We start from the raw sequence: 22,918 nt of genomic DNA on the forward strand, positions 1-22,918 counted from the left end.
TTATTGACTAGGTTTTTCCCTCTAGCAATTGGTATATTATTATCATTGATTGTACTATCATCATGGATATTACCCTACAATTATAGTGTATGGCCACATGCATTTGGTTATTATTTATTTTTTATATTAATATATATAATTTATACATTTTACACTATAAAAAATTCTAGATATATAATTCTTATAATTATTTTATTTATTGCTATTAATTTTTATTCTTATTCGACCTCTGTTTGGTCATTATCATTTTTAACTTTTATAATTTTATTTAATTACCTATACAATACATTTAAATATAAATCGAATTATAAATTTCAACCTTTTGCATTATTAATTGCTATGTTCGTCATATATTTTGGATTTAATAAAATCGTATATGAATCGTATTTTTCTAATTTATATGATTCAGTTGGAGAGAGTAGCATATGGGAAAGATTAAATATATTTAATAATTTATTAATTTCTGACAATATTAAAACTATTTATTACACTAACACAAATTCTGAATTTATTTCGTATTTGGGATTAATTCGATTTCTTATCATTTTTATTCCAATAGTATATTTTTTAATCTATATCCTAAGAAATAAAGATGAATTAATTTCGAAACAATATTATGTATTTATCCCGTCCATGTTATTTATTTCTATAATTGATATCCTATCATATACGTCGGTATCCAGTAATGCGACTTCGTCGATTTTGTTCCGATATTATTCATTAATGGCCCCAATTGCAGTATTTTTTTCAATATCTGCATTGATGAAAAAAAGTCAAAGACGAGTCATAATTTTAACAATCTATGCATCCCTAATTTTATTATTGTCAATTATAATATTATTTTCTAATCTTTACTCTACAAATATTGTCACTTCAAATGCGCATTTTAACAATGAAATTAATGGAATAGAGTGGACGATAGAGCATCGAGCTATTGGATCAATGATAATATCTGATCACCATACAGTAGGCCGAACGCTCATAGTTTCGAATGTTATCCATAGCGATTTGAAATTGTATCAAGACGTTTCATATTACAATGATTATTTATTTGAAAATTTTATTTCTAATAAGAAATCAATAATTGAAAATAAATCGACACTAATCATAGTCAATAATGAAATAGAAATATTTCCAACGTCTGGCAATGATTGGATCAATTATCAGCCGCTCTTAAATTATAAACAAAATTATACGATGAGTGAATATAATAATAAAGTATTTGATGATAGTAACATCAGGGTGTTTTTTAATAATTGAAGGGAGTTTAAAATGAAAAAAATATTATTAATTGGTAACGCTAATTCTAATAGTAGTAGCAGAATATTTCAAAATTTAATCATAGACCTCATCCAACAAAATCGAAACATCACTGTCATCAGTGGTAATAAACCGCATAAAAATAACGTTGAATGGATTTCAGTATCAGAATTATCAGACATTTTTATAATAAATTTTATATTTATCCAATTAAAAATTATGAAATATATCTTAAAGAGTTATCATAATTACAACGACATTGTAATATTGATAGAACATTTTGTATTTATTAATATTTTATGTAGAATATTAAATATTAAAAATATTATTTTTGTGGATGGGAAATCAGTAAATACATTTTCATCAACATTTTCAAAGATTAGTTTTCATTATGCCAGTAAATTGATTGTTCCAGCAACGAGTTTAATTAAAGACTGGAAAATTGAAAAATTCAAACCAAAAATTTTTCTATCGAAATATTATATTGATATAAATAAATTTTATATAAAGAAAGATTATAAAAATCGAAATAAAAATATAGGTTTTATTGGTCGTTTTACTGAAGAAAAAAGGTTATCGTTATTTTTAGAATTTTGTTCATTAGTTATTAATATAGATCCAAAAATAAAGATTTACATTGCTGGAGATGGACGATTAAAAAAAGATTTGATATACAACATTCAAAAATACAATATGGAGAATAAAGTAAGATTATGTGGTTGGATCGAAGATAATAAACTAGCAGATTTTTATAACGAGCTTAGATTATTAATTATCACTTCAAAGGTAGAAGGAGGGCCACTAGTTGCATTAGAATCGATGTCTTGTGGAACACCGATTTTATCTACTAAGGTTGGAATCATTGAAGATGTAATTGTGGATGGCATAAATGGATATATTTTTAATGAAGAAAATATAATGAATCAGGCGATTAAAGTTGTTAAGTTATTAAATTCCGAAGAATTAAATACTGTTTCTGTGAACGCAAGAAATACAATTGTAAATAATTATAGTTATGAATCTGGTATTCAAGATATGAATAAAATTCTATAACTGAAATTGAATGATATCATGACCCGAAATTCTTTCATTAATCGAAGGAATTTTCATGTAATCACCATACAACTGGGTTAGTATCTCATTATAATGTTCTGGTATGGGGAATAATAAATTTTCAAATTTAATATAAATGGACTTATGAAACCATTCAATGGGATATGAAATGTGATCAATATCATCAAATGGCCATGCACTGAAAATTACCAGATCCTCCTTCTTTTTTCTTGATAGTATAGAAGAATACCCTTTTTGGAATAATATTTTTGGGAGAGGGACAAGACAACTTATAAAATTTGCAAACCCCTCATATTTAGAAGAATTTTTTACCCATATATATTTAATTAAACCAATATATCCAAAAATTGAAACTAATTTCCAATAAATATATCGTTCATATTTGTTAATCGGTGCATAATCTAAAGGAAAAATATCAATAAATATTCCTTTTGGAATGTCAAGTTTAGAGGTTGATCGTTCTACAAATTTTGTATTTAAATTCATCATTTTTGAATAATAAAATGGAAAATTTTTATGAGATTTAGAGGAGATTATTGAAATGTTAGGTGGCAACTCTGACGCTGGTAATTTAAGTAATTTTTCATAATCATCCCTCATCATCACAAGATCCAAATCATCATCCCAAGGAATGAACCCATTATGCCTCACGGCTCCCAACAACGTTCCACAAAATAAAAAATATTTTAACCCATGTTTCTTACAAATTTTATCAAATTCAATCAAAATTTCTAGTTCCTTTTGATGAATTTTATTAAGCAAATCTTCATTGATGACAAAAATTGTATCCACCTCATATGATTATTATTAACTCCTTCTCATTAATGTTATCGAATTGATATTGATTGTAATATTTATAACGCAAGCTTTAAATTTAATTCTTAGGCGATTAAGATGTGAATAATATACATATTTAAGGATATAATAAAACCTTTCGGTCTTCTGAATCAATATTAAAGTGTTTCGCTTTGTTATTGGTTCGCTTGGGATTAAATATAAAGGTTTTTATCTAATCATATGAAATTATTTCCATATCTATTTGAAGGAGTCAATGGAGCTGACTATTCTCCCGTATCGCAGCTGATATGTCTTAAACCCCGAAATGCATCCCAAATAACAAATATTCACATTTCGATTAAATATCTATCTAGATTGAAAATGTGCAAAAATAGTATAAATTATAAATTATATTTATTTCTTTTTCTTTTCGTCCTTCTTTCCGCCCTTTCCGCACTTTCCGCATGACATTGAATTCTCGCCTCCTCTTGGGACTTTACCCAATGTGGATAATGCATTTGTTGGCCAAGTATTTCAATCTATTCTTTTTAATCGAAAATTAAGAATAATATTATTTTTCAAAAATTAACACTCATTGGCCTTGAGATCAATCAATCTCGAACATGATGACAGGGCCAATTGCCTGACATACAACAACAAAGGCCGACGGTCAACAACATTTATTTAATTAGAACGTTATTTAATTGCTCGGGATGCACGGGACCCGTTCAGGCATGGACGGGCCTATCAGGCTGTTAGAATGCCATCGTCCCTCGTCCGATGGCACGATGCATACGAACAGCCCTACATGATGACGACATGCTCGCGTTCCCTCGTCCGGGAGCTGAGAGATGGAGATAGACACCAGCAAGCTGTTGCTCGAGTTCGGAGCGATCATGCTCATCGCCTTCATAGGCGCAGCCCTGGCCTTCAGGGCGAAGCAGTCGGCGGTCCTAGGCTACATCGTCGTCGGCATGCTCATAGGGCCTTCGATCTACCTGGAGATCGGCCCTTTCACCTACACGGGCCTCGTCAGCGAGGTCGGCTTCATCGAGGCGCTGTCGCAGATAGGCATCATCCTCCTCATCTTCTTCGTAGGTTTAGAGTTCAGCATCGACAAGATAAAGCGCGTCAAGGGGCCGGCGGTCATCCTTTCCTTCATAGATGTCGGCATCAACCTCTTCGTGGGCTTCCTTCTTGCCTTCGGCCTCGGATGGCCCCTCATCGATTCGATATTCCTCGCCGCCGTCATGGCGATGTCCTGCTCCGCCGTCGCGATGAAGACGCTCATCGAGCTCGACAGGATGTCGAGGCCTGAGACCGAGTACATCATGGGCATGGTCATCCTCGAGGAGTTCATCTCGATGGTCTTCCTCACCGTGGTCGGCGGCCTCGTCATCAAGATAGACCCCGACTTCACCGTGGGCATGATGCTCCTGGGCATGGCCGGGTTCTTCATCTTCTTCGCTATCCTTGCCCTTGTTATCATCCCGCGCTCCATCAGCTACATCTCAAGGATGAAGAGCGACGAGCTCTTCGTGCTCTTCATGCTCGCCATCGTCCTCCTCTCCGCGTGGTTCGCCGAGTTCTGCGGCGTCCCGAAGCTGATAGGCGCCTTCTTCATCGGGATGGTCTTCGCGGAGACGAAGATCATCGACCGCATGGAGAAGAAGATCTCCCCGATAAGGGACGCCTTCGTCGCGATATTCTTCGTCTCCTTCGGCATGCTCATCGACCCGGGCATGTTCATACCCGTGCTGCCGGTCATCGCCCTGGCGATCGTCCTCATCCTCACGGCGGAGATGATCATCATGCCTATGGTCTCGTACCTGATCGGTTTCAACAGGCGCGCCTCGGTGCAGATAGGCGCCTCCTTCAGCGCCAGGGGCGGCGAGTCGGTCATGTACGCATCGATCGGCTCTCAATCAGCAGGGGCGGTCAAGGGCGCCGAGCTGAACCCCATAGCAGGAGGCATCACCTTCGTCATGTCCGCGCTGTGCCCCTATTTCATAAGGAAGAGCTATGACATCGCGGACTACTTCGCCCTGAAGGTCCCCGCCTCGATAAAGTATGGTGCGGCTGTCTTCTCGAGGACGCTCGGCAAGCTCGTGTTCCCGGCGACCTTCCGTCCGTTCAAGATTACAAGGACGTTCATCTTCACCCTAATGGTCATCGTGGCATCGCTCATCGCCACGGCATCGACCTCAGGTGCGCTTCACCTCGCCTTCTTCGCATTGTCGATCGCGATGTGCGTCTACGTCTGGTACATCATGGTCAAGAATATGCGGGGCATAGTGAGGCAGATAGACTATTCCAATCTAGGAGCCGTCCTAGGAAGCGACGAGAAGCTCACGAAGTACATCGCGACCTCGATATCGCTAGGCCTGGTCATGTGCTCCACAGTCTGCTTCATGTTCCCCATCCTCTGGCAGTCGGTCATCATCATCTCCCTCGCCTACGTGGCGTGGTTCGCCTATCTCATGAAGCTCGTCTACGACCGCACCTGCTCCAGCTCGAGGTACATCAAGATAGCCAAGGACCAGTTCACCGGCAGGTTCAGCTCCTTCGACAGCACGGAGAAGAAGAACGGCATGATGTCCTTGGACCTTGAGATAGAGTACAGGCAGAGGGAGAAGTGAACGTCACCCTCTTCCTACGCTGCTCTCATCCTTGATCAGCCTCAGTTTTGCAACAAGAAGATCTACCTGGGTGGAAGGATCGCACTTTTTACTAGGGAGAGTTCGTCCTTGTGACTCGTGATGGACCCTGAGCTTTTTCGCGTTGGTCATGGCGATCTCTAACCTTGGGAACAACATCTGGAATACGTCCTTGGACTTTTCATAATCGGCTATGTACTTCCTAAGCTCCTTGATAACATCGCCACATGATCCGGATCAAGACCTGTGAAGGGTGAAGTGAAGTAGGAACCATATCTCAAAACAAGGGTTGGAGATAGCACAATGGACCGGGACCTTCGAACATACAGCATCAATGATGTCCTCCTCACTATTGTTGTCCACATCAAAGACGCACCAGACCTCGTCTCCTCCCTGCAGGTCAAAATCTAATTCTTTAATCATCTTTTCCGCACTCGCAATCATACCTCTGGGGGTCCGGTCCTTAGACGGTTTTACTATGATGCTTATCCTATACTCCTTCCTAAAGCCCTCAAAATATTTTTTCTCTGTCCTGTTCCCCTCGCAGATTATCGCGATCCTTTTTCGCGGCGCTCTACAGGACTCTTTCCTTCGAGACCTGCTCGTCACACCACCTTCCCAGAGATGACTGGGATGGCACCATATCTCCCGGTCAGATACCCCTTTTGGATGTCCCTGTCCTTCCTCTCGCTGAATTCTGACAGGGAATAAAGTCGTGTGCATCCATCTTCCACATCCTTCTCAGTGAACCATATCTGGTCCCTTCTGAAGAATTCCAGGTCCAAGAGATTGGTGTCATGGGAGGTGAATATCAGCTGCGCTCCATTGGTGTTCTGTTGCGGGTCGTGGAAAAGTTCGATCAAGAATCGTACTAGATGGTGATGGAGCTTCACCTCGATCTCATCGACCGCCAGGACCTTTCCGTTCCTAAGAGCGTCAACCCAGTACCCCATGAGCATGAAGAATTTTTTTGTTCCTTCGGATTCCTCTCTTAGGTCCAGGTCGTACATCATAAGATGGCCATCACGATCTTTTATGGCGTGTTTCATCTTGACCTCATGCCTCATAAGGCGGCCTTTTGTCCGGGACAGGAGCGGTCTGAACTCTGGGGGTGCGCTGTTCATCAGATTATCAAGCTCTTCTTCTGTGACCATTGTTCTATTCGTCTCGATCTCAACTATACCTAGGTCTGCTACGGTCATCGACCTGACGATGGCATCATGATTGTCTTTTGACGATTCCATTACATCTAGCGTATATTTTTCATCCATTGGATGAACCAGGTCGCTCGGTCCTACTGTCCGTAACCTCTCTCCGAACCACTCCAGGACGGCATGCGTCTTCTGATAGTTCATCTGCGTAGCCCGAGAGACGTAGAGCACGTTCTCGGGTGTCATCTCCTTTATCCGTTCTTGCTCCGCTTTGTCGGTCTTGAAGATGAACTGGTCCTCATGTCTTTCAAACACCGTCGCCTTCCGTCCTTTCGGATAATGGTAAAGGAACTCGGTTATGATCTTGGAACCATCATATTCGAACCCATAGCGATATTCCTTGCCCTTCTCGATGAATGCTACCTCCAAGGCCGTGGGTCTATCTGAAGAGCCCTTGTCGAATTTGAATGGGAAATATGGTAGTCGCAATCCCCTCTGAAAGCTGTGAGAGTTCATGACCATGAATCCCATCAGTGATAGGGCATGAAGGACGTTCGACTTTCCTGAGGCGTTCGCCCCATATATTGCAGCAGACTTCAGGACCTTGTCACTTTTTAAGATATCGCTACTGATGAGGTTATCAGGATGGCTTTGATCGGAAGTTCCGACCATGCTCAATGTCGCCATATCTTTTATCGACCTGAAATTTGATACTTTGAATTCTAAAAGCATTAAAATCACCAATTTTATGATTGATTTTTGTGATATTATCACAATATTCTCTATTTAATCTATTTGATTTATGATTTTAAATTACCAGAATTAAAAATATTTTTAACGCCTCACAATAGAATGATGTTATTTTTTATCGCCAGCTCTCATCTAGACCCGCTTAGAAGATGTCTGTGTGGCAAAGTTTGATAATATTCTGGATAAGATGATGTACAAAGAGGTACGACATCGTCATCAGCATCATGAAAATGGAGCGCAAAGGTGGCCAGCTTTGAGAGGAACAATATAAAATGGTCCCGTGGGATTATCGAGGACAGGAGGAGGGCATCGACAAGACCAACAAAAAGATCGAGCGTCGAATTGTATAACCCCCTCCCTCGATCATGATGGGTTATCACATGATCGTAGGAGCCCTCGGGTCAAAAATCATAGCATCTGAACGACTAATTGTGGACGACGTTGAGATGACGATGAGAACATAGGATTTCATAAACAACATTGAGCTTGATTCGAACGCCCTTGCATCGTACATGATACTCAGCTTGAACGATTGGCGATGCTCTTGGAAAAATCGTGGCGTCCTATATTGAAGGACTGGAATCACATAGCTTTTATCAAAGGTCATACTATTGTTGAGGTGATTCCACCTTTATCGATATTTATCAGAACATACAGAAAGTTCAATACTGACGGAACATCAATGACATGCCTGCCCCTGCGTCCTTGCATGACGAAGGAGGCGGAGGCCGTGACGACATCTCAAGAGGTCGGAAAGATGAGGAAGAGGGTGCTTTTCATCTGCACGCACAACTCCGCGAGGTCCCAGATGGCCGAAGGCCTTGTCAACGCATTGCACGACAGGCGTTGGGTCGCGCACAGCGCGGGCACGTCGCCTACGAATGTGCATCCCTTGGCCGTCAAGGCGATGGCCGAGATAGGCATAGACATCAGCCGCCATCACTCCAAGGCGCTCAAGGACTTCAAGGGGGAGGAGTTCGACCTCGTGGTGACGGTATGCGATGACGCCAGCGAGAACTGTCCCTTCTTCCCGGCGAAGAGGATCGTTCACAAAGGTTTCAAGGACCCTTCTAAGGCCGAGGGCACCGAGGAGGAGAGGCTGGAGGCCTTCAGGAAGGTGAGGGACGAGATAAAGGACTGGCTGATGCAGGCCTTATAATGAACCGAGGTCCGTTCAAACCTCCTATCTTCCGCCTGGTCGGACACATTGTTTTATTAACAGATTCCGCAATCCCCGCTCGAAGGATGCTCGGCAAAGGTGTCATAGAGGGACCTTATGGTCTGTCTGCATCGCGAGCGGAGGTCGCAGAACCTTGACCGGAATGGATTGGATCTGGATAGGTTTCATCGTTTTCATATTGTCAATGCTCGCCATCGACCTTGGGGTCGTCAACAGGAAGGCGCATGAGATCAAGCCAAAAGAGGCGTTCATGATGTGGGGCTTCTGGATCTCCCTGGCCATCGCCTTCAACGTCCTTGTATACATCTGGTTCGGAAGCGAACAGGCCCTGATGTTCACGACGGGTTACATCATGGAGCTCGCGCTCAGCGTTGACAACATGTTCGTGTTCGTGCTGGTCTTCACCTACTTCTGCGTGCCGAAGGAATGCCAGCACAAGGTGCTGTTCTGGGGGGTGCTCGGCGCCCTGGTGATGAGGGCGATCTTCATCTTCGCGGGCATAGCGATCATCGAAAGGTTCGAATGGGTGATCTACATCTTCGGGGCGTTCCTGATAATAACCGCCTTCAAGATGGTACATGGCGGGGACAAGGAGGTCGAGCCTGAGAACAATCCGGTCGTCAGGCTGTTCCGAAGGTTCTTCCCCGTCGAGGACAGGTTCCACGGCAGCAAGTTCTTCATACGCTCCGCCAAGGGCACGTTGGTCGCCACGCCCCTCTTCGTTACATTGATATTCGTCGAGACGACCGACCTGGTGTTCGCATTAGACTCGATCCCCGCGATCATAGCTATAACCCAGATACCTTTCATCGTCTACTCTTCGAACGCCTTCGCGATACTGGGCCTCAGGTCCCTCTACTTCGTCCTGGCGAGCATGATGAACGCCTTCGTGTACCTGAAGTACGGTCTCGCCGTCATCCTAGGCTTCGTCGGGGCGAAGATGCTGCTCTCCGAGTTCGTGCATATCGATGTCCTCGTGTCCCTCGCGGTGATAGTGTCGGTGCTTGCGATATCCGTCATCGCCTCCTGGTCAAAGTACAAGGACGCAAAGGCGCAGCTGGCCGCCTACGAGGAGCAGGTCTGCAAGGTCAGGAAGGACTGAAGTGCGCCGTCAGGTGCTAGAAAAGGGACGAAGAATGGGGCCCGATAGGACCATCTTTTTTCCCTTCTCCTTTCACTCCCTTTCCTCACGGAAATAGAGGTAGCATCCGGCGATGATGAAGAACGGGGCGAAGATGAGGCTGAACAGCAGGACCAGGTTGTAGACGGCCTCCTCCAGCCAATTGCCCACCGCATAGAATGTGCTGTTGCCGCTTTCCATTGCTATGACATACAGGGTACCATTGGAACCGAGGACAGGGTCATAGAACGTCCGTACGACGCTCTCGTCGTCCGGCCTCAGCACCTCGCTCCTCCATAGCTCCATCCCATCGCTCCCGACCGCGACGATCGCATCGTTGCTGCACACTATGGTCATCCCGTCCGCGGTCATGACCGTGCAATCGCCAGGGTGCGTCTCTGCACTGATGCTATAGCTCCAAAGACGCTCCCCCCCTGTCGATACCATGATGAGCGTGTTCTGACCTGGCGTCGCTGCGGGATCATCGAATAGGATGCCATAGGAGGAGACAGCGGCTACCCTCATCGCCTTTATTTCAGGATCGTCCAGGCTCCACCTTAAAGCACCACCGTCATTGATGGACAGGAGGCCATCGTCGCTCGTGATGTAACAGTTGCCCATCTCATCCAGGAAGATGCCCGTTATCAGCTCTTCTTCAATCGACAGATATCCAGGGAGCAAGAAGGACCACACCTGTCCCAGCTCATCGTCGACCTTGAAGACCCCGTTCCCTGACGGAAAGATGATGGAACCGTCGCCCGTCACGACCGGGTCCCTTGCGGTCATATCGCTCAACGGCCTTGTGACCGTTGGGGATGTGGAGCTCATCTCATAGGTCGTGGCGTTCATCCTCACGATGTTTATCATACCATGGAACATCGTCCCCTCTTCGTTTGCCGGCACAACCGATGTGAAGCACACCCCGCCCGACGGCAGCACCACCGGTGTGCTCACCTCGACGATATTGATGTCACTCACCCCATCATGAAGGGTCAAGGGGACCTCGTTGAGCATCACGCCCTCTGCATCGATTGAGACCAGTGAGACGGGAAGACCATCTTCTTCCAGGAAGAAGTAAATGACGCCCTCCTTGTCTATGGCCAGATGCGACCCTATCTCTATGGTCGCCTCATAGGCCCAAAGGTGCTGGCCGTTATGGTCGAACGCCTCCACCTTGCTGTCATGGACGAGATAGATGTTCCCCTCGGGGCCCAGGGCCATGTCCTGGCTGGGGGTGAACCCCAGCTCCATCTCCCAGATGACGTCCTCGGGCATCTGCTCCATGATGAAGGGGCTGACGCCGCTGTTCCTAGCGTCGCCGCTGGACATGCTCCATGGGGGAGACCAGATGCCCTCTTCCTGGGCCAAGACAGGAGGAAATGCGATCAGCAACAACGACGCGACGACCAGGACGGTCACAACGGCGGTCCGTTCCTTTGACATATTGGTCCCATCTCTCTGAGCGTCGGATGATGGAGGTCGTCCATACTTATCGTTTTCACTCCCTGAGATTCCTGCCAGCGACCTTCCGTCAAGAGAGCATGGCAGTCCTGAGGTCCGATCAGATGTGAACATCCTCTACTCTCAAGGATGTTGAGCAGCAAAATGGGGGGAGGATGTAACCTGATGACGGGTATTTGATCGGAGCGCATCTTGGCCCGGCCCGCTGTGATAAGCGAGTCGACATTGAGGTGACGGATGTTGCGGCTCCCACAAATGACGAAGGCTACGTACGACATTCGACCAATAGATTAGTAAATGGCCAGGTTTTCCAATAACGTCTATTACCAACGAAAGCGTTATCTACCGCGCCCGCTCAATATCGGCGCTCAGGCCGACCTCACGCCCCGGACCATGAAAGGACCGGCGACGCGATAAGGCAGGAAAAGGAGATGGGGGGATGGGATGCTCAAGTCGAAGGAGAAGGGGTCGGAGAAGAAGAAATGGACATTGGCCATAGTCTTCGTCCTGATCCTAGGGGCGGTGAGCCTTCTTGCCGACATCGCGAACGAAGGCACGAGAAGCTCGACCGGTGCGTATCTGGGATTGCTGGGGGCGAGCGCCGCAGCCATCGGTCTGATCTCCGGACTGAGCGAGCTCATCGGATACGGCCTTAGGATCGTCTTCGGGTGGGTCACGGACAGGACCGGACGCTACTGGACGTTGATGTTCATAGGTTACGGCATAAACCTTGTCGCCGTCCCCGCGCTGGCACTTGCGGGGAGCTGGCAATTGGCCTTCGCTCTCTTGATGATCGAGAGGGTGGGAAGGGCGATACGAGGGCCCGCGCGCGACGCGATGATATCGCACGCATCAGTAAAGGTAGGGCGCGGCTGGGCTTTCGGCCTGCAGGAGGCGCTGTCATCGGTCGGAGGGATGATCGGCCCGATGGTCGTGGTGATGGTCCTCACGCTCGATGGCACATATGGCTCGGCCTTCATCGTCCTAGGCCTCTTCGCGCTTTTCGCGGTCGTGCTGCTTCTCCACGCATGGAAGATCAATCCAAGGCCAAGGGACATGGAGGGCAAATGCGCCCGTGCGGATACGACGAAGAGGCTCCCGGTCACGTTCTGGACCTTCTCTGTCGCAGGAGCGTTCATCGCCGCAGGATACGCCGACTTCCCGCTGATCTCGTTCCACCTGGACAATGGAGAACTTATCGAGGAGAGCCTTATCCCGATACTGTACGCCCTGGCGATGGCGGCGGACGCCCTGTCCGCGCTCTTCTTCGGCAAGCTTTACGACAAGGGGGGCATGAGCGGGTTCATCATCATGATGGCCGTCATACCGGTCTTCGTCCCATTGATATTCAGCGGGGACACTGGGCTCCTGCTGGTGGGGATGGTCTTCTATGGCATCGGGTTCGGTGCGCAGGAATCGATCATGCGGGCGATCGTGGCGGACCTTGCACCTTACTGCAGGAGGGGCTCCGCCTTCGGATATTACAACGCCATATTCGGGGCGTCCTGGTTCCTCGGCAGCCTTGTCATAGGACTGTTATACGATGTCAGCCTGATCGCCATGGTGCTCCTCTCGATGGCGCTCCAGCTCGCGGCCGTGCCTTTCCTTCTGAGGGTCAGGAAGGAGATGAGGTGGAGGCCCCGGGGAGAGGGATGGTGAGGCAAATGCTATCTACCTCCGTCAACAGATGTGCTCAATATGACCTCCTTCCGCTCAGTGACGACCGTGAGGACAAGCAGGCCGACCACGGATGGCGCCGGGGTCAGCCTCAGAAGGGCGTTCAGCCGCTCGATGGTCGAAACGTTGGACCCGTTCCTGCTATTGGACAACTTCGGTTCAGAGGTCCCTGAGGATTACCTTGCAGGATTCCCGATGCACCCTCACCGCGGCATCGAGACTGTCACCTATGTCCTCGAGGGGGAGGTCGACCATGAGGACAGCATAGGCAACAGAGGGACCATCAGGGCGGGGGAGGTCCAATGGATGACCGCAGGAAGGGGAATACTTCACCAGGAGATGCCGAGACGGTCAGAAAGGTTATTCGGATTTCAGCTCTGGGTCAACCTTCCGAGGACGGCGAAGATGATGCCTCCCCGCTACCGTGACATTAGGAAAGAGGAAATACCGGAGGTGAAGCTCGGTCGCGGTTCTTCGGTCAAGGTCATCGCGGGGAGGTACGGTAAAGCTGAGGGGCCGGTGAAGGACCTTGTCGTACCGGTCAGTTTTTATGATGTCAGGCTGGGCCCGGGCGACCGCATCGATGTTCTGACCGACAAGGGGCACAGCTCATTTGTGTTCGTATACATGGGACAGGCGGCCTTCGGGCCAAATGAAGGTACCATCGTCGGTACCCAGCAGCTCGGCGTTCTTGGAAAGGGCGAGATAGTGACAGCGAGGGCTGGCCCGGGCGGTACGATGTTCATCATGGCCACTGGGAGGCCTTTGAGGGAGCCGGTCGCCTGGGGAGGGCCTATCGTGATGAACACCCAGGACGAGCTTGAGAAGGCGTATGACGAGCTGGAGAAGGGAACGTTCATAGATACACGGTGAGAGAGCCCTTTTTCATATCTTTTCAAGAATGATAGCCGTTCGAGCGGTTTTATTATACATTAAAAAAGTGATTGACCTCAACGATCTCGACCGATAAGCATGAACGACAACGGCCCGAACGACGAAATCAGGATCCTCCTGATCGATGACGAGCCGAACCTGCTCGAAATGTCACAGGAACTGCTGGCCGAGGTCGGAAGATTTGAGGTCAAGGGAGTAATGTCCGCCCCGCAGGGATTGAGCGCCCTTGCGACCGAGAGGTTCGATGCTGTCGTGTGTGACTATGAGATGCCCGGCATGAACGGGATAAACCTGCTCCAGACCCTCAGAGCAGGGGGTTCCAAGGTACCGTTCATCCTTTTCACCGGAAAAGGGAGAGAGGAGGTCGTCATACAGGCCTTGAACAGCGGTGCTGATTTCTACCTGCAGAAAGGAGGGGACGTCAGGGCGACCTTCACCGAGCTCGCGCACAAGGTCCGCACGGCCGTGGGGACGAGAAGGGCAGAGGAGGCCCTCAGGGAGAGCGAATACAGGTATAAGGGGCTGGTCGAGAGGACCCCGGACATGATCTGGGAGATCGACACGAACGGGACATTGTTATATGTGAGCCCTCAGGCCAGACCTTTGCTCGGTTTCGAGCCCCATGAGGCCATGGGAAGGTCTCTTTTTGATTTCATCGAGAGGGATGAGGTCGAGAGGGTGCAGGGTATCCTGAGGGCCAGTATCCTTGGCGACAAGAGCCACAAGGTGATGGAGGTCAAGGCAAGGTCCAAGGCGGGCGAACTTCGAACTATAGAGATAAGGTCGTTGCCGAAGACCGACACGGATGGCAGATTACTAGGATTCATAGGCCTTGCCAGGGACGTCACCGAGAAGAAGCGCTATCAGGAGATGCTGCTGCATTCCAATCAACTTATGAGCTACATAATCGAGCATGCGAGGAGCGCTATCGCCGTCCATGACCGTGAGATGAGATACATCTACGTGAGCGAGAGCTATCTCCGGCAGTACAACGTCAAGGACAAGGATGTGATCGGGAAGCATCACTATGAGGTCTTCCCAGACCTTCCGCAGAAATGGCGGGATGTTCACCAACGGGTCCTTGCGGGGGAGGTGATGTCGGCTCAGGACGACCCCTATGTAAGAGAGGACGGGACCGTGCTCTGGACCGATTGGGAGTGCCGGCCTTGGTATGATGCCGATGGAAAGATCGGGGGATTGATCGTCTACACCGAGGTCATCAACGACAGGAAAAGGTTCGATCAGGAGCTGAGGGCGAATCAGGAAAAGCTTGAAGAGGCCATGCATCTTGCCAAGCTGGCTAACTGGGAATATGATGTGGTCAAGAACGAGATGATCCTGAACGATTGGTTCTACCGCATGATGGGCACAAGCGCTGAAGAGGTCGGCGGTTACAAGCTCACGCCTGAGCAGTATGTTAAGATGTTCGTCTATCCAGATGACGCAGAGATCGTCAGTAACCGTTTCAAGATGGGGAGCAAGGAGCTCGGACCGGACCTCAGAGGTTATCTGGAGCACAGGGTCGTACGCTGGGACGGCGAGGTGAGGACCGTCCATGCCAGCTATCATGCCTTTAAAGATAAGGCATCCGGAAGGGTGGTAAGGGTCCTCGGAGCGATCCAGGATGTCGAGGAACGTGCGTTGTCCAATAAAGCATTGAAGGAGGTCCATAAGCACCTCGGGACCCTGTCGCAGATTACGGAGCATGACGTGCAGAACAAGATCCTTGTGGTCCTTGGCAATCTCGAGCTTGTAAGGAGGAAGGCCAAGGACAAGGACCTAGAGAAATACCTGGCAATGGTGGAGGCCGCCGTGAAGGACATCGAACTGCAGCTCAGGTTCATGAGGACCTATATCGAGGTCGGGCAAGGGGCACAGGGCTGGCAGAGATTAAGTGCCCTGGTCCCTGAGAGCCCTTCCAACGAGGTGATCATCGTGGATGACCTGAACGGGTATGAGGTCTACGCGGACCATATGCTCGGCAAGGTCTTCGCGAACCTTGTCGATAATTCGATAAGACATGGTGGCCACGTGCGCAGGATTGAGCTCAGGGCGGTCGTGGAAGATGATAAGTTGAAGGTGATCTACACCGATGACGGCGTCGGCATCTCCGATGAGGAAAGGAGGACCCTTTTCACGCCTGGGGCCGGACATCACACCGGCTTCGGCATGTTCCTCTCCAAAGAGATATTGAACATCACCGGGCTGAGCATCGAGGAGCGAGGGACCGATGGTAACGGTGCAAGGTTCGAGGTGATCGTCCCTATGGGGAAATGGCGCCGCGTCGTCTGAAGAATGACACGTAAAGATAATGGGCCCTCCCTCTGATAAGCTAAAATAATTCATTGGATGACGAAGGTCATCAGGTTGGTCATTGACGCCGGAGCGGAGAAGACCGCGGATGTGACCGCGATGTTGTTCTCAACGTTCTGGACTGTACTTATATGGGCTAGGCATCGATGGTCGTGTGCAGAACCACATTGGTCATTTGATATCGATGAGCTTCGGAGGACATTCGAACGGTGAACATACCTTCTCAAGCTTCCTCGGATACAGCATCTTGCCTATCACTGCCGCCGCCACTATTGCCCCCGCTATCTCGGCAATCATGAACACCACCGCATCACCAGGCGTGATGCCGCAGATCGCATACGTGAAGACCCGTGCGAACGTGACCATCGGGTTCGCGTACATGGTGGAGGAGGTCGTTATAAGGAGCCCCCCGACCACAAAGGCCACCGCCAACGATGTGTTCCTTGACCCGGCCCGGACGCAGCCGTAGATGACGGACAATAGGGCGAACGTCCCAACGAACTCCGCAAAATAAAGGGAGGGCGTCTTCGAGTTGTCGCTTATCGTCAAAAGGGCATCGTTGACGTCCCAGAACATTAGGTGCGTCGCGAGCAGCCCTATGAATCCTCCTATCATCTGGACAAGGATGTAGAGAGCGGCCTTCTTCGCAGGGATGTCCTTTGATATGTAGAGTGATAGCGTCACGGCAGGATTGAAATGCGCTCCGGATATCGGAGAGAACGTCTCGATCAGGGCGTAAAGGACCATAGCCACCGCCAGGGCGTTCATGAACACCGCTATCCCGACATCGGCATGGAATACCTCGATCGGGAGGATCGTGGAACCGATGGCCACGATTACCAGGAACATCGATCCTAAGAACTCTGCTGTCAGATTCTGTTTAAGTGTGGCCATATACGCTCCCCCCGAACGGTGACCTTACTTTATTTATAATATTAAAATTTAATTAATAACTTAAATAATTAAGTGAAAAACGCGAAGGTCAGACGACTTCTAGATGACGATTCGACGACAACCGTGTTGGCAACGACACTTAACGGTATTTAGATACGTCAATCATATATTTTCGAAGAATATGTGCATTATTCGTATTATTTCGACAATTATCGTTGAATTAATACGAAAGATATAATTATGAAAGTTTTCTTGATGCGACTTTCGAAACTCTTAAAAATAGAACCAGCTTTTATGGCCAACGATCAAACCATTTATTGAAACGCCAAGTTGGTGATAGGTCTACCGGAGGAATAGTTCGGATGAGCGAAAAGACGATCGAGTCAGTGATGGAGGAGGACAGGAGGTTCGAGCCTGCGAAGGAGTTCAGTGAACGTGCGCACATCAGGTCGATGGCTGAATACGAAAAGATGTACGCAGAGTCTATCAAGGACCCCGTCGCCTTCTGGGAGAAGTACGCCGACTGCCTGCACTGGTTCGCCAGGTGGAACAATGTTTTCAGCTGGGACGTCAACGAGGCAAGGATCAGATGGTTCGAGGGCGGGAAGACCAACGCATGCTACAATTGTGTCGATCGTCATGCCTTGGGGCCGAGGAAGAACAAGGCCGCGATAATCTGGCAGGGAGAGAACGACGAGGAGGTGAAGACCTACACCTACCAGCAGCTGATGGTCGAGGTGTCAAAGTTCGCGAACGTCTTGAAGAGCAAGGGCGTGCAGAAAGGGGACCGGGTGTCCATCTACCTGCCTATGATCCCGGAGCTGGTCATCAGCATGCTGGCATGCGCAAGGATAGGTGCTATACATAGCGTGGTGTTCGGAGGGTTCAGCTCGGATTCGTTGCGGGACAGGATCAATGACAGCTCGTGCAAGCTTCTGATAACAGCCGACGGCAACCATCGCGGCGGAAAGCTGGTCACGTTGAAGCAGAACGCTGACGCCGCATTAGAGAAGGGGACGTCGGTGGAATGTGTTCTAGTGGTCAAACGTGCTGGCAACGAGGTCGTGATGGAAGAGGGCAGGGACTTCTGGCTCCATGAGGAGATGAAGAAGGCATCGCACGTATGCGACCCTGTGTGGATGGACGCGGAGGACCCCTTGTTCATCCTATACACCTCTGGCTCGACCGGCAAACCGAAGGGTGTCGTCCACACCACCGGTGGATATCTGGTGTACGCGGCGACCACGTTCAAGTACATATTCGACTACCATGATGAGGATGTCTACTGGTGCACCGCCGACTGCGGATGGATCACCGGGCACTCGTACATCACCTACGGTCCCCTGCTCAACGGTGCCACCCAGATCGTGTTCGAAGGAATTCCGACATATCCAGCGGTCGACCGCTTCTGGCAGGTCGTCGAGAAGTTCGGCGTCAACATATTCTACACCGCCCCGACGGCGATCCGCTCTCTGATGAGGGAGGGCGAGAAATGGCCGAACGGAAGGGACCTCTCATCGCTCAGGTTGCTAGGGTCTGTCGGTGAACCCATCAACCCGGAGGCCTGGATATGGTACCACAAGCACATCGGCCGTGAGAAGTGCCCCATCGTTGACACCTGGTGGCAGACCGAGACAGGCGGAATAATGATAACCCCTCTTCCAGGCGCGACCGTGACCAAGCCAGGTTCCGCGACCTTCCCGTTCTTCGGGATCGAGCCCGCCATCTACAAGGAGGATGGAAAGCCGGCGGAGCCGAACGAAGGCGGTTACCTTGTCATCAAGAAGCCCTGGCCGGGCATCATGAGGACCGTGTACGGTCAGCATGAGAGGTTCAAGGAGACGTATTGGAGCCGCTTCCCTGGTGTGTATTTCACAGGGGACAGCGCAAGGAAGGACAAGGACGGCTACATATGGATCATGGGCAGGGTCGACGATGTGATCAAGGTCAGCGGGCACAGGATAGGCGCCGCGGAGGTCGAGTCCGCGCTGGTCGCCCATCCGAAGGTCGCCGAGGCGGCGGTCGTGCCGATGCCCCATGAGATCAAGGGAGAAGCGATCTATGCGTATGTGACGCTGAAGACCGGGGTCGAGGAGTCGCCCGAATTGGTCAAGGAGCTCATACTCCATGTCAGGAAGATGGTCGGACCGATCGCCGCCCCGGACGTGATACAGTTCGCGCCAGGCCTTCCGAAGACCAGAAGCGGGAAGATCATGCGCCGTATCCTGAGGAAGATCGCCTCGGACCAGGAGGAGGAGCTTGGCGACACCACGACCTTGGCGGACCCTACCGTCGTGGACAAGCTCGTGGCGGACCACAAGAAGATCAAGAAGAAGTGATATTCTTCAATGGGTACGTCTGCCATTTCCAAAACCCATTTATATTCATTATGAATCCGTGAACATGGTCCGGAAACTCCACCGGACCACCCCTAAAACGACTCCTCCAGAGTGTCAATCGTTCTGGAGAAAAACCCTTGGGGCGGGGACCTCCAACCCCGCCCCATACACCCGCCCTTCTGATATCAATTTTGGTAACTGAAAAATATGTCTTTTAAATCCCGTCGATGCTCCTCAGGGCAAGGGACGGTACGGGCGACCTGTTCGATACCCCCTAAATGGCTCACCTTCCATGTTCCTCTGTCGCCCGTATGCCCTCACAATGAGGCTGACCCCTTGAGACGAAACGAAGAGAGGCTCTCCATGAGCGACCGCGGATATGACGATGGGGAGGAGGATGTCATGGTCAAGGATGACCAGGATGATTACGGCCCCGCGAGAAGAAGGAGCGTTTTCAAGGACTTCTGCAACGTGCTCAAGAATTTCGTCACCGTCGACGAGCTTGATTATAAGAGCGAGAAGGACCTCGTCGCGCATATGGACGAGGACAGGGCCGTCATGCACACGAACAAGGACCTTGAGGTAACTTACATAACATCAAGATGCAAAGAGCTGCTTGGCCTCAAGGACGAGGTCATCGGAAAGAGCGTCGCATCGGCCATCCCGACGAGCGGAATGAACAAGGATCACCTGGAAGAGGTCAGGAGGGCGCTGGTCGTCAACGGGGAGAGGTTCAGGACACTTACGGTGAGCTATGAGAAGGGCAGGGATCTGCGATGGATTCAGTTCTCCATCGAGAAGTCCACGGATGCTTCTGGTGCCGTAGATAAACTGATATGGACCTGCAAGGACGTGACAGGCTCTGTGCTCTTCGGGAGCAAAGGTACCAAGGCTGACCAGGATGTTAGGCCTTTCATAGAGGCGGTGCCGATCCCTTTATTGTTGTTGGGCAAGGACCTTAGACCGAGGTCATGGAACGGCCCGTTCCTGGACCTGTTCGGAATGGAGAGCCCGGCCTCAGACAGGCTGTTGGACCTTATGCTTCAAAAGGTGGTGGATGCGAAAAAACTTCGTTCCGCCCTTCTCTCCGACCCTGATGACGTTGTGGACCCGGTGACGTTCGACCTTGTTGACGGGAGGAGATTGATCGCCGTCAGGTCCGACAAGAGAATCGGCGAAGATGTCCTTTGGTCCTTCAAGGAGGCCATGACCAAAGAAGCCGCGGCGGATATGGGAAGGAAGACCGTCGACAACCTGCCTGTGAACGTGTGGGAAACAGATGCTGGATTCAAGGTACTCTCCGCGACCAAAGGTCTTGAGAGGCTCCTTGGTCATGAGGTCGATGACATGGTGGGATACTCCCTGATGAACATCGTCTGCGACGAGGACCGGGATAGGCTGAGATCTCATCTGAGGTCCATCAAGGCAAGACCTAGCAGCATCGAGGTGCGCATGCTCAAGGCCGATGGGGATGTCCTCTGGATGAGATTGGACTGCCAAAGGCTCTCAGGGGACAAGGGCCTTCAACCAGGATACATGATAGTCGGCGGTGACGTCTCAGAGAAGAAGTTCATGGAGCGGTCGCTGTCGGACCTTGTCTATATCTTCAATTTCCTCATGAACCATATCCATGAAGGCGTCTGGATCATCGACCAGAACAACCGCCTTGTCCAATGGAACATGATGATGGAATCGATAACGGGCGTGCATTCCTCTGATGCCTTGGGAAAGACCCTTGAGGACCTTTCATCCGAATGCGAAGGGTTCGATGAGGTGGCGAAGGCTGCGCGCAATGTCGTCGAGAAGAAGAGGAGCCTGCCGTTCAACAACCAGGTCGAGGTATCACTCAGACCTGTGAATGGCGTCGGGTCCGACGTCGTGGTCGAGATGTCCCAGATGATGACGGAGAACGGCAGGGTCGTGATGGGGGTCTGCTCGCTGAAGAGGCCGATCGTGCACGCCGTCCCCGCGTTGGGCGCCGGTGACGTGTTCAAGAACATCGTCGACAACTCGCCCGACCTCATCGTGGACATCTCTACCGAGGGGGAGGTTCTCTACTGCAACAAGACCATGGAAAAGATCGTTGGAAGGGATGTCGGTCAATTGATAGGGTACAGCATCAAGGACCTCTTCATGGATTGGCCTGTCGAAACATATAGCCAGGCCGCGGAAGGGGCGACCTTGGAACCGTTCGACCTTGACGTGGTCGACACGGACGGGAGGACAAGGACCTATCATATCAACAGGATATCCTTTGACAAGGAGACGAGCTCGTCACAGTTCTACGGAAGGGAGATGACGGAGGTCATTGAGACGAAGAAGATGCTAGGCATGAGCGAGGAGATGAAGAGGCTCCTGCTGGAGACGCATCCTGCGCCCGTGTTCCTGACCGACCCTCTTGGGAGCGTCGTGTACATGAACAGAGAGGCAAGACGTGTGTTCGGGAGCGAGAGCGAGGTCGGATGCCTCGAGAACATACTGGACCCTGTAGGTCTCGCGATGTACGCTGAGTGCGTCGATGGGATGGAGAAGGGCGGTCCGATGAAAAGGGTCTCCCTGGACTTCCACGACAGGGAAGGGAGGACCCATAGGGCCGACGTCGATGTCGAACCGATCGCCGACAAGGAGGGCGCCATAGCCAGCTATCTTGTCATATTCAGCAACCTGGAGGCTCCCGGGACCGGAGAGGATGGCCTGGCAAGGACGTTGGGGACCGCAGACGACCTTTCAGGGCCCTCATGGATGGAGGATAGGGCATGCCTCGAGGTCGAGCAGAAAGAGGAAGAGGGGGGCATAATCAGCACGATCGAAGAAGAGGTCGAACTGCTGGAGATCGCAAATGACAATAATGATGTCATCACAGAAGAGGAGGAGCAAGGACCAGGACAGAATGGACGAGCGGAGGTCGCTGATGAGGCCGCGCATGATCCGACCTCCTCGTCTCCCCGTTGGATACCGTTAAGGGCGATCTGCGATGCCGCCTTGGAAGAGCACGGCGAGGACGCAGAACCGATGGGGACCATCGACAATATAGAGATCTTCGCGGTCCCAGATGCAATGAATGTGATTTCGGAGCTGGTGGACAACTCTTTCACCCATGGGGTCACCACGAGCAAGGTGGATGTAAAGTTCTTCATAGGTGACAAGGGAGGATATCTTGTCGTCGAGGACGATGGGAAAGGGATACCTCCTGAGAAGAAGGGAAGGATATTCGACAAGGGGCCGGGCGACGAGGTCCATGCCCTATGCAGGTTGAGGAACACCCTTGCGACCACTGGTATCGTAATAGATGAGGTGAGCGAACAGGGCAGGGGCGCACGTTTCGAGCTCTTCATCCCCGACGACAGGTACCGTAGGATAAAATGATGGCC

The 22,918-nt window shown here is 49.9% G+C and carries 15 protein-coding genes; 9 read left to right on the top strand and 6 right to left on the bottom strand.

Annotated elements, in window-relative coordinates:
* Window positions 1–1,272: 1,272 nt before the first annotated feature.
* Window positions 1,273–2,313 carry a glycosyltransferase family 4 protein gene (locus tag HPY73_01485; protein QLH74250.1) on the top strand — a complete coding sequence of 347 codons (1,041 nt, stop codon included), beginning with the start codon at window positions 1,273–1,275 and terminating at the stop codon, window positions 2,311–2,313.
* On the opposite strand, the gene HPY73_01490 is transcribed toward HPY73_01485, so the two are convergent.
* Window positions 2,308–3,126 carry a LicD family protein gene (locus HPY73_01490; GenBank protein QLH74251.1) on the bottom strand — a complete coding sequence of 273 codons (819 nt, stop codon included), beginning with the start codon at window positions 3,124–3,126 and terminating at the stop codon, window positions 2,308–2,310. The two genes, HPY73_01485 and HPY73_01490, sit on opposite strands and share 6 nt — an antisense overlap.
* A gap of 836 nt (window positions 3,127–3,962) precedes the next feature.
* Here HPY73_01490 and HPY73_01495 point away from each other — a divergent pair.
* Complete coding sequence (locus tag HPY73_01495; protein ID QLH74252.1) at window positions 3,963–5,750, top strand: cation:proton antiporter; 1,788 nt, start codon at window positions 3,963–3,965, stop codon at window positions 5,748–5,750.
* A gap of 3 nt (window positions 5,751–5,753) precedes the next feature.
* On the opposite strand, the gene HPY73_01500 is transcribed toward HPY73_01495, so the two are convergent.
* The 3 genes from HPY73_01500 to HPY73_01510 all read right to left on the bottom strand — a co-directional run bounded on the left by HPY73_01500 (window position 5,754) and on the right by HPY73_01510 (window position 7,591).
* A complete protein-coding gene (locus HPY73_01500) occupies window positions 5,754–5,927 on the bottom strand; it encodes a hypothetical protein (protein ID QLH74253.1) in 174 nt (57 codons plus the stop codon).
* A 78-nt stretch (window positions 5,928–6,005) separates the two neighbouring features.
* A complete protein-coding gene (locus HPY73_01505; GenBank protein ID QLH74254.1) occupies window positions 6,006–6,377 on the bottom strand; it encodes an RloB domain-containing protein in 372 nt (123 codons plus the stop codon).
* Entirely contained in the window at window positions 6,374–7,591 is a 1,218-nt protein-coding gene (locus tag HPY73_01510; protein ID QLH74255.1) for an ATP-binding protein, read from the bottom strand. The genes HPY73_01505 and HPY73_01510 overlap by 4 nt, the downstream gene beginning before the upstream one ends.
* 835 nt (window positions 7,592–8,426) lie before the next feature.
* On the opposite strand from HPY73_01510, the gene HPY73_01515 reads away from it, so the two are divergent.
* Window positions 8,427–8,828: an arsenate reductase ArsC gene (locus tag HPY73_01515; protein QLH75602.1), complete on the top strand. Its 402-nt coding sequence runs from the start codon at window positions 8,427–8,429 to the stop codon at window positions 8,826–8,828.
* Window positions 8,829–8,991: 163 nt separating this feature from the next.
* Window positions 8,992–9,951: a TerC family protein gene (locus HPY73_01520; protein QLH75603.1), complete on the top strand. Its 960-nt coding sequence runs from the start codon at window positions 8,992–8,994 to the stop codon at window positions 9,949–9,951.
* 72 nt (window positions 9,952–10,023) lie between these two features.
* Here the strand turns inward: HPY73_01520 and HPY73_01525 are convergent, their stop codons facing one another.
* Window positions 10,024–11,412: a PQQ-like beta-propeller repeat protein gene (locus HPY73_01525; protein QLH74256.1), complete on the bottom strand. Its 1,389-nt coding sequence runs from the start codon at window positions 11,410–11,412 to the stop codon at window positions 10,024–10,026.
* Window positions 11,413–11,919: 507 nt separating this feature from the next.
* On the opposite strand from HPY73_01525, the gene HPY73_01530 reads away from it, so the two are divergent.
* The 3 genes from HPY73_01530 to HPY73_01540 all read left to right on the top strand — a co-directional run bounded on the left by HPY73_01530 (window position 11,920) and on the right by HPY73_01540 (window position 16,293).
* Window positions 11,920–13,089 (top strand): MFS transporter, encoded by a 1,170-nt coding sequence (locus HPY73_01530; protein ID QLH75604.1) that lies wholly within the window; start codon window positions 11,920–11,922, stop codon window positions 13,087–13,089.
* A 39-nt stretch (window positions 13,090–13,128) separates the two neighbouring features.
* Window positions 13,129–13,980 (top strand): pirin family protein, encoded by an 852-nt coding sequence (locus HPY73_01535; GenBank protein QLH74257.1) that lies wholly within the window; start codon window positions 13,129–13,131, stop codon window positions 13,978–13,980.
* Between the two features lie 99 nt (window positions 13,981–14,079).
* Window positions 14,080–16,293: a PAS domain S-box protein gene (locus HPY73_01540; GenBank protein QLH74258.1), complete on the top strand. Its 2,214-nt coding sequence runs from the start codon at window positions 14,080–14,082 to the stop codon at window positions 16,291–16,293.
* A gap of 192 nt (window positions 16,294–16,485) precedes the next feature.
* On the opposite strand, the gene HPY73_01545 is transcribed toward HPY73_01540, so the two are convergent.
* Entirely contained in the window at window positions 16,486–17,208 is a 723-nt protein-coding gene (locus HPY73_01545) for an aquaporin (protein QLH74259.1), read from the bottom strand.
* 362 nt (window positions 17,209–17,570) lie between these two features.
* Between HPY73_01545 and acs the strand changes: the two genes are divergently transcribed.
* On the top strand, window positions 17,571–19,547 hold the full coding sequence (acs, locus tag HPY73_01550) for an acetate--CoA ligase (protein ID QLH74260.1): 1,977 nt from the start codon (window positions 17,571–17,573) through the stop codon (window positions 19,545–19,547).
* Window positions 19,548–19,910: 363 nt separating this feature from the next.
* Entirely contained in the window at window positions 19,911–22,913 is a 3,003-nt protein-coding gene (locus HPY73_01555; protein QLH74261.1) for a PAS domain-containing protein, read from the top strand.
* The last annotated feature ends 5 nt before the right edge of the window (window positions 22,914–22,918 follow it).

It is taken from the genome of Methanomassiliicoccales archaeon, from assembly GCA_013415865.1.
In the GTDB taxonomy this organism is placed as follows: Archaea; Thermoplasmatota; Thermoplasmata; order Methanomassiliicoccales; family UBA472; genus MVRC01.

What these genes read in the sequence shown, in the direction of transcription:
- HPY73_01555 (QLH74261.1), top strand. Translation starts at nt 19,911, where the DNA reads ATGAGCGACCGCGGATATGACGATGGGGAGGAGGATGTCATGGTCAAG.
- acs (QLH74260.1), top strand. Translation starts at nt 17,571, where the DNA reads ATGAGCGAAAAGACGATCGAGTCAGTGATGGAGGAGGACAGGAGGTTC.
- HPY73_01525 (QLH74256.1), bottom strand. Translation starts at nt 11,412, where the DNA reads ATGTCAAAGGAACGGACCGCCGTTGTGACCGTCCTGGTCGTCGCGTCG.
- HPY73_01515 (QLH75602.1), top strand. Translation starts at nt 8,427, where the DNA reads ATGAGGAAGAGGGTGCTTTTCATCTGCACGCACAACTCCGCGAGGTCC.
- HPY73_01535 (QLH74257.1), top strand. Translation starts at nt 13,129, where the DNA reads ATGACCTCCTTCCGCTCAGTGACGACCGTGAGGACAAGCAGGCCGACC.
- HPY73_01495 (QLH74252.1), top strand. Translation starts at nt 3,963, where the DNA reads ATGGAGATAGACACCAGCAAGCTGTTGCTCGAGTTCGGAGCGATCATG.
- HPY73_01510 (QLH74255.1), bottom strand. Translation starts at nt 7,591, where the DNA reads ATGGTCGGAACTTCCGATCAAAGCCATCCTGATAACCTCATCAGTAGC.
- HPY73_01545 (QLH74259.1), bottom strand. Translation starts at nt 17,208, where the DNA reads ATGGCCACACTTAAACAGAATCTGACAGCAGAGTTCTTAGGATCGATG.
- HPY73_01520 (QLH75603.1), top strand. Translation starts at nt 8,992, where the DNA reads ATGGATTGGATCTGGATAGGTTTCATCGTTTTCATATTGTCAATGCTC.
- HPY73_01540 (QLH74258.1), top strand. Translation starts at nt 14,080, where the DNA reads ATGAACGACAACGGCCCGAACGACGAAATCAGGATCCTCCTGATCGAT.
- HPY73_01485 (QLH74250.1), top strand. Translation starts at nt 1,273, where the DNA reads ATGAAAAAAATATTATTAATTGGTAACGCTAATTCTAATAGTAGTAGC.
- HPY73_01500 (QLH74253.1), bottom strand. Translation starts at nt 5,927, where the DNA reads ATGTTGTTCCCAAGGTTAGAGATCGCCATGACCAACGCGAAAAAGCTC.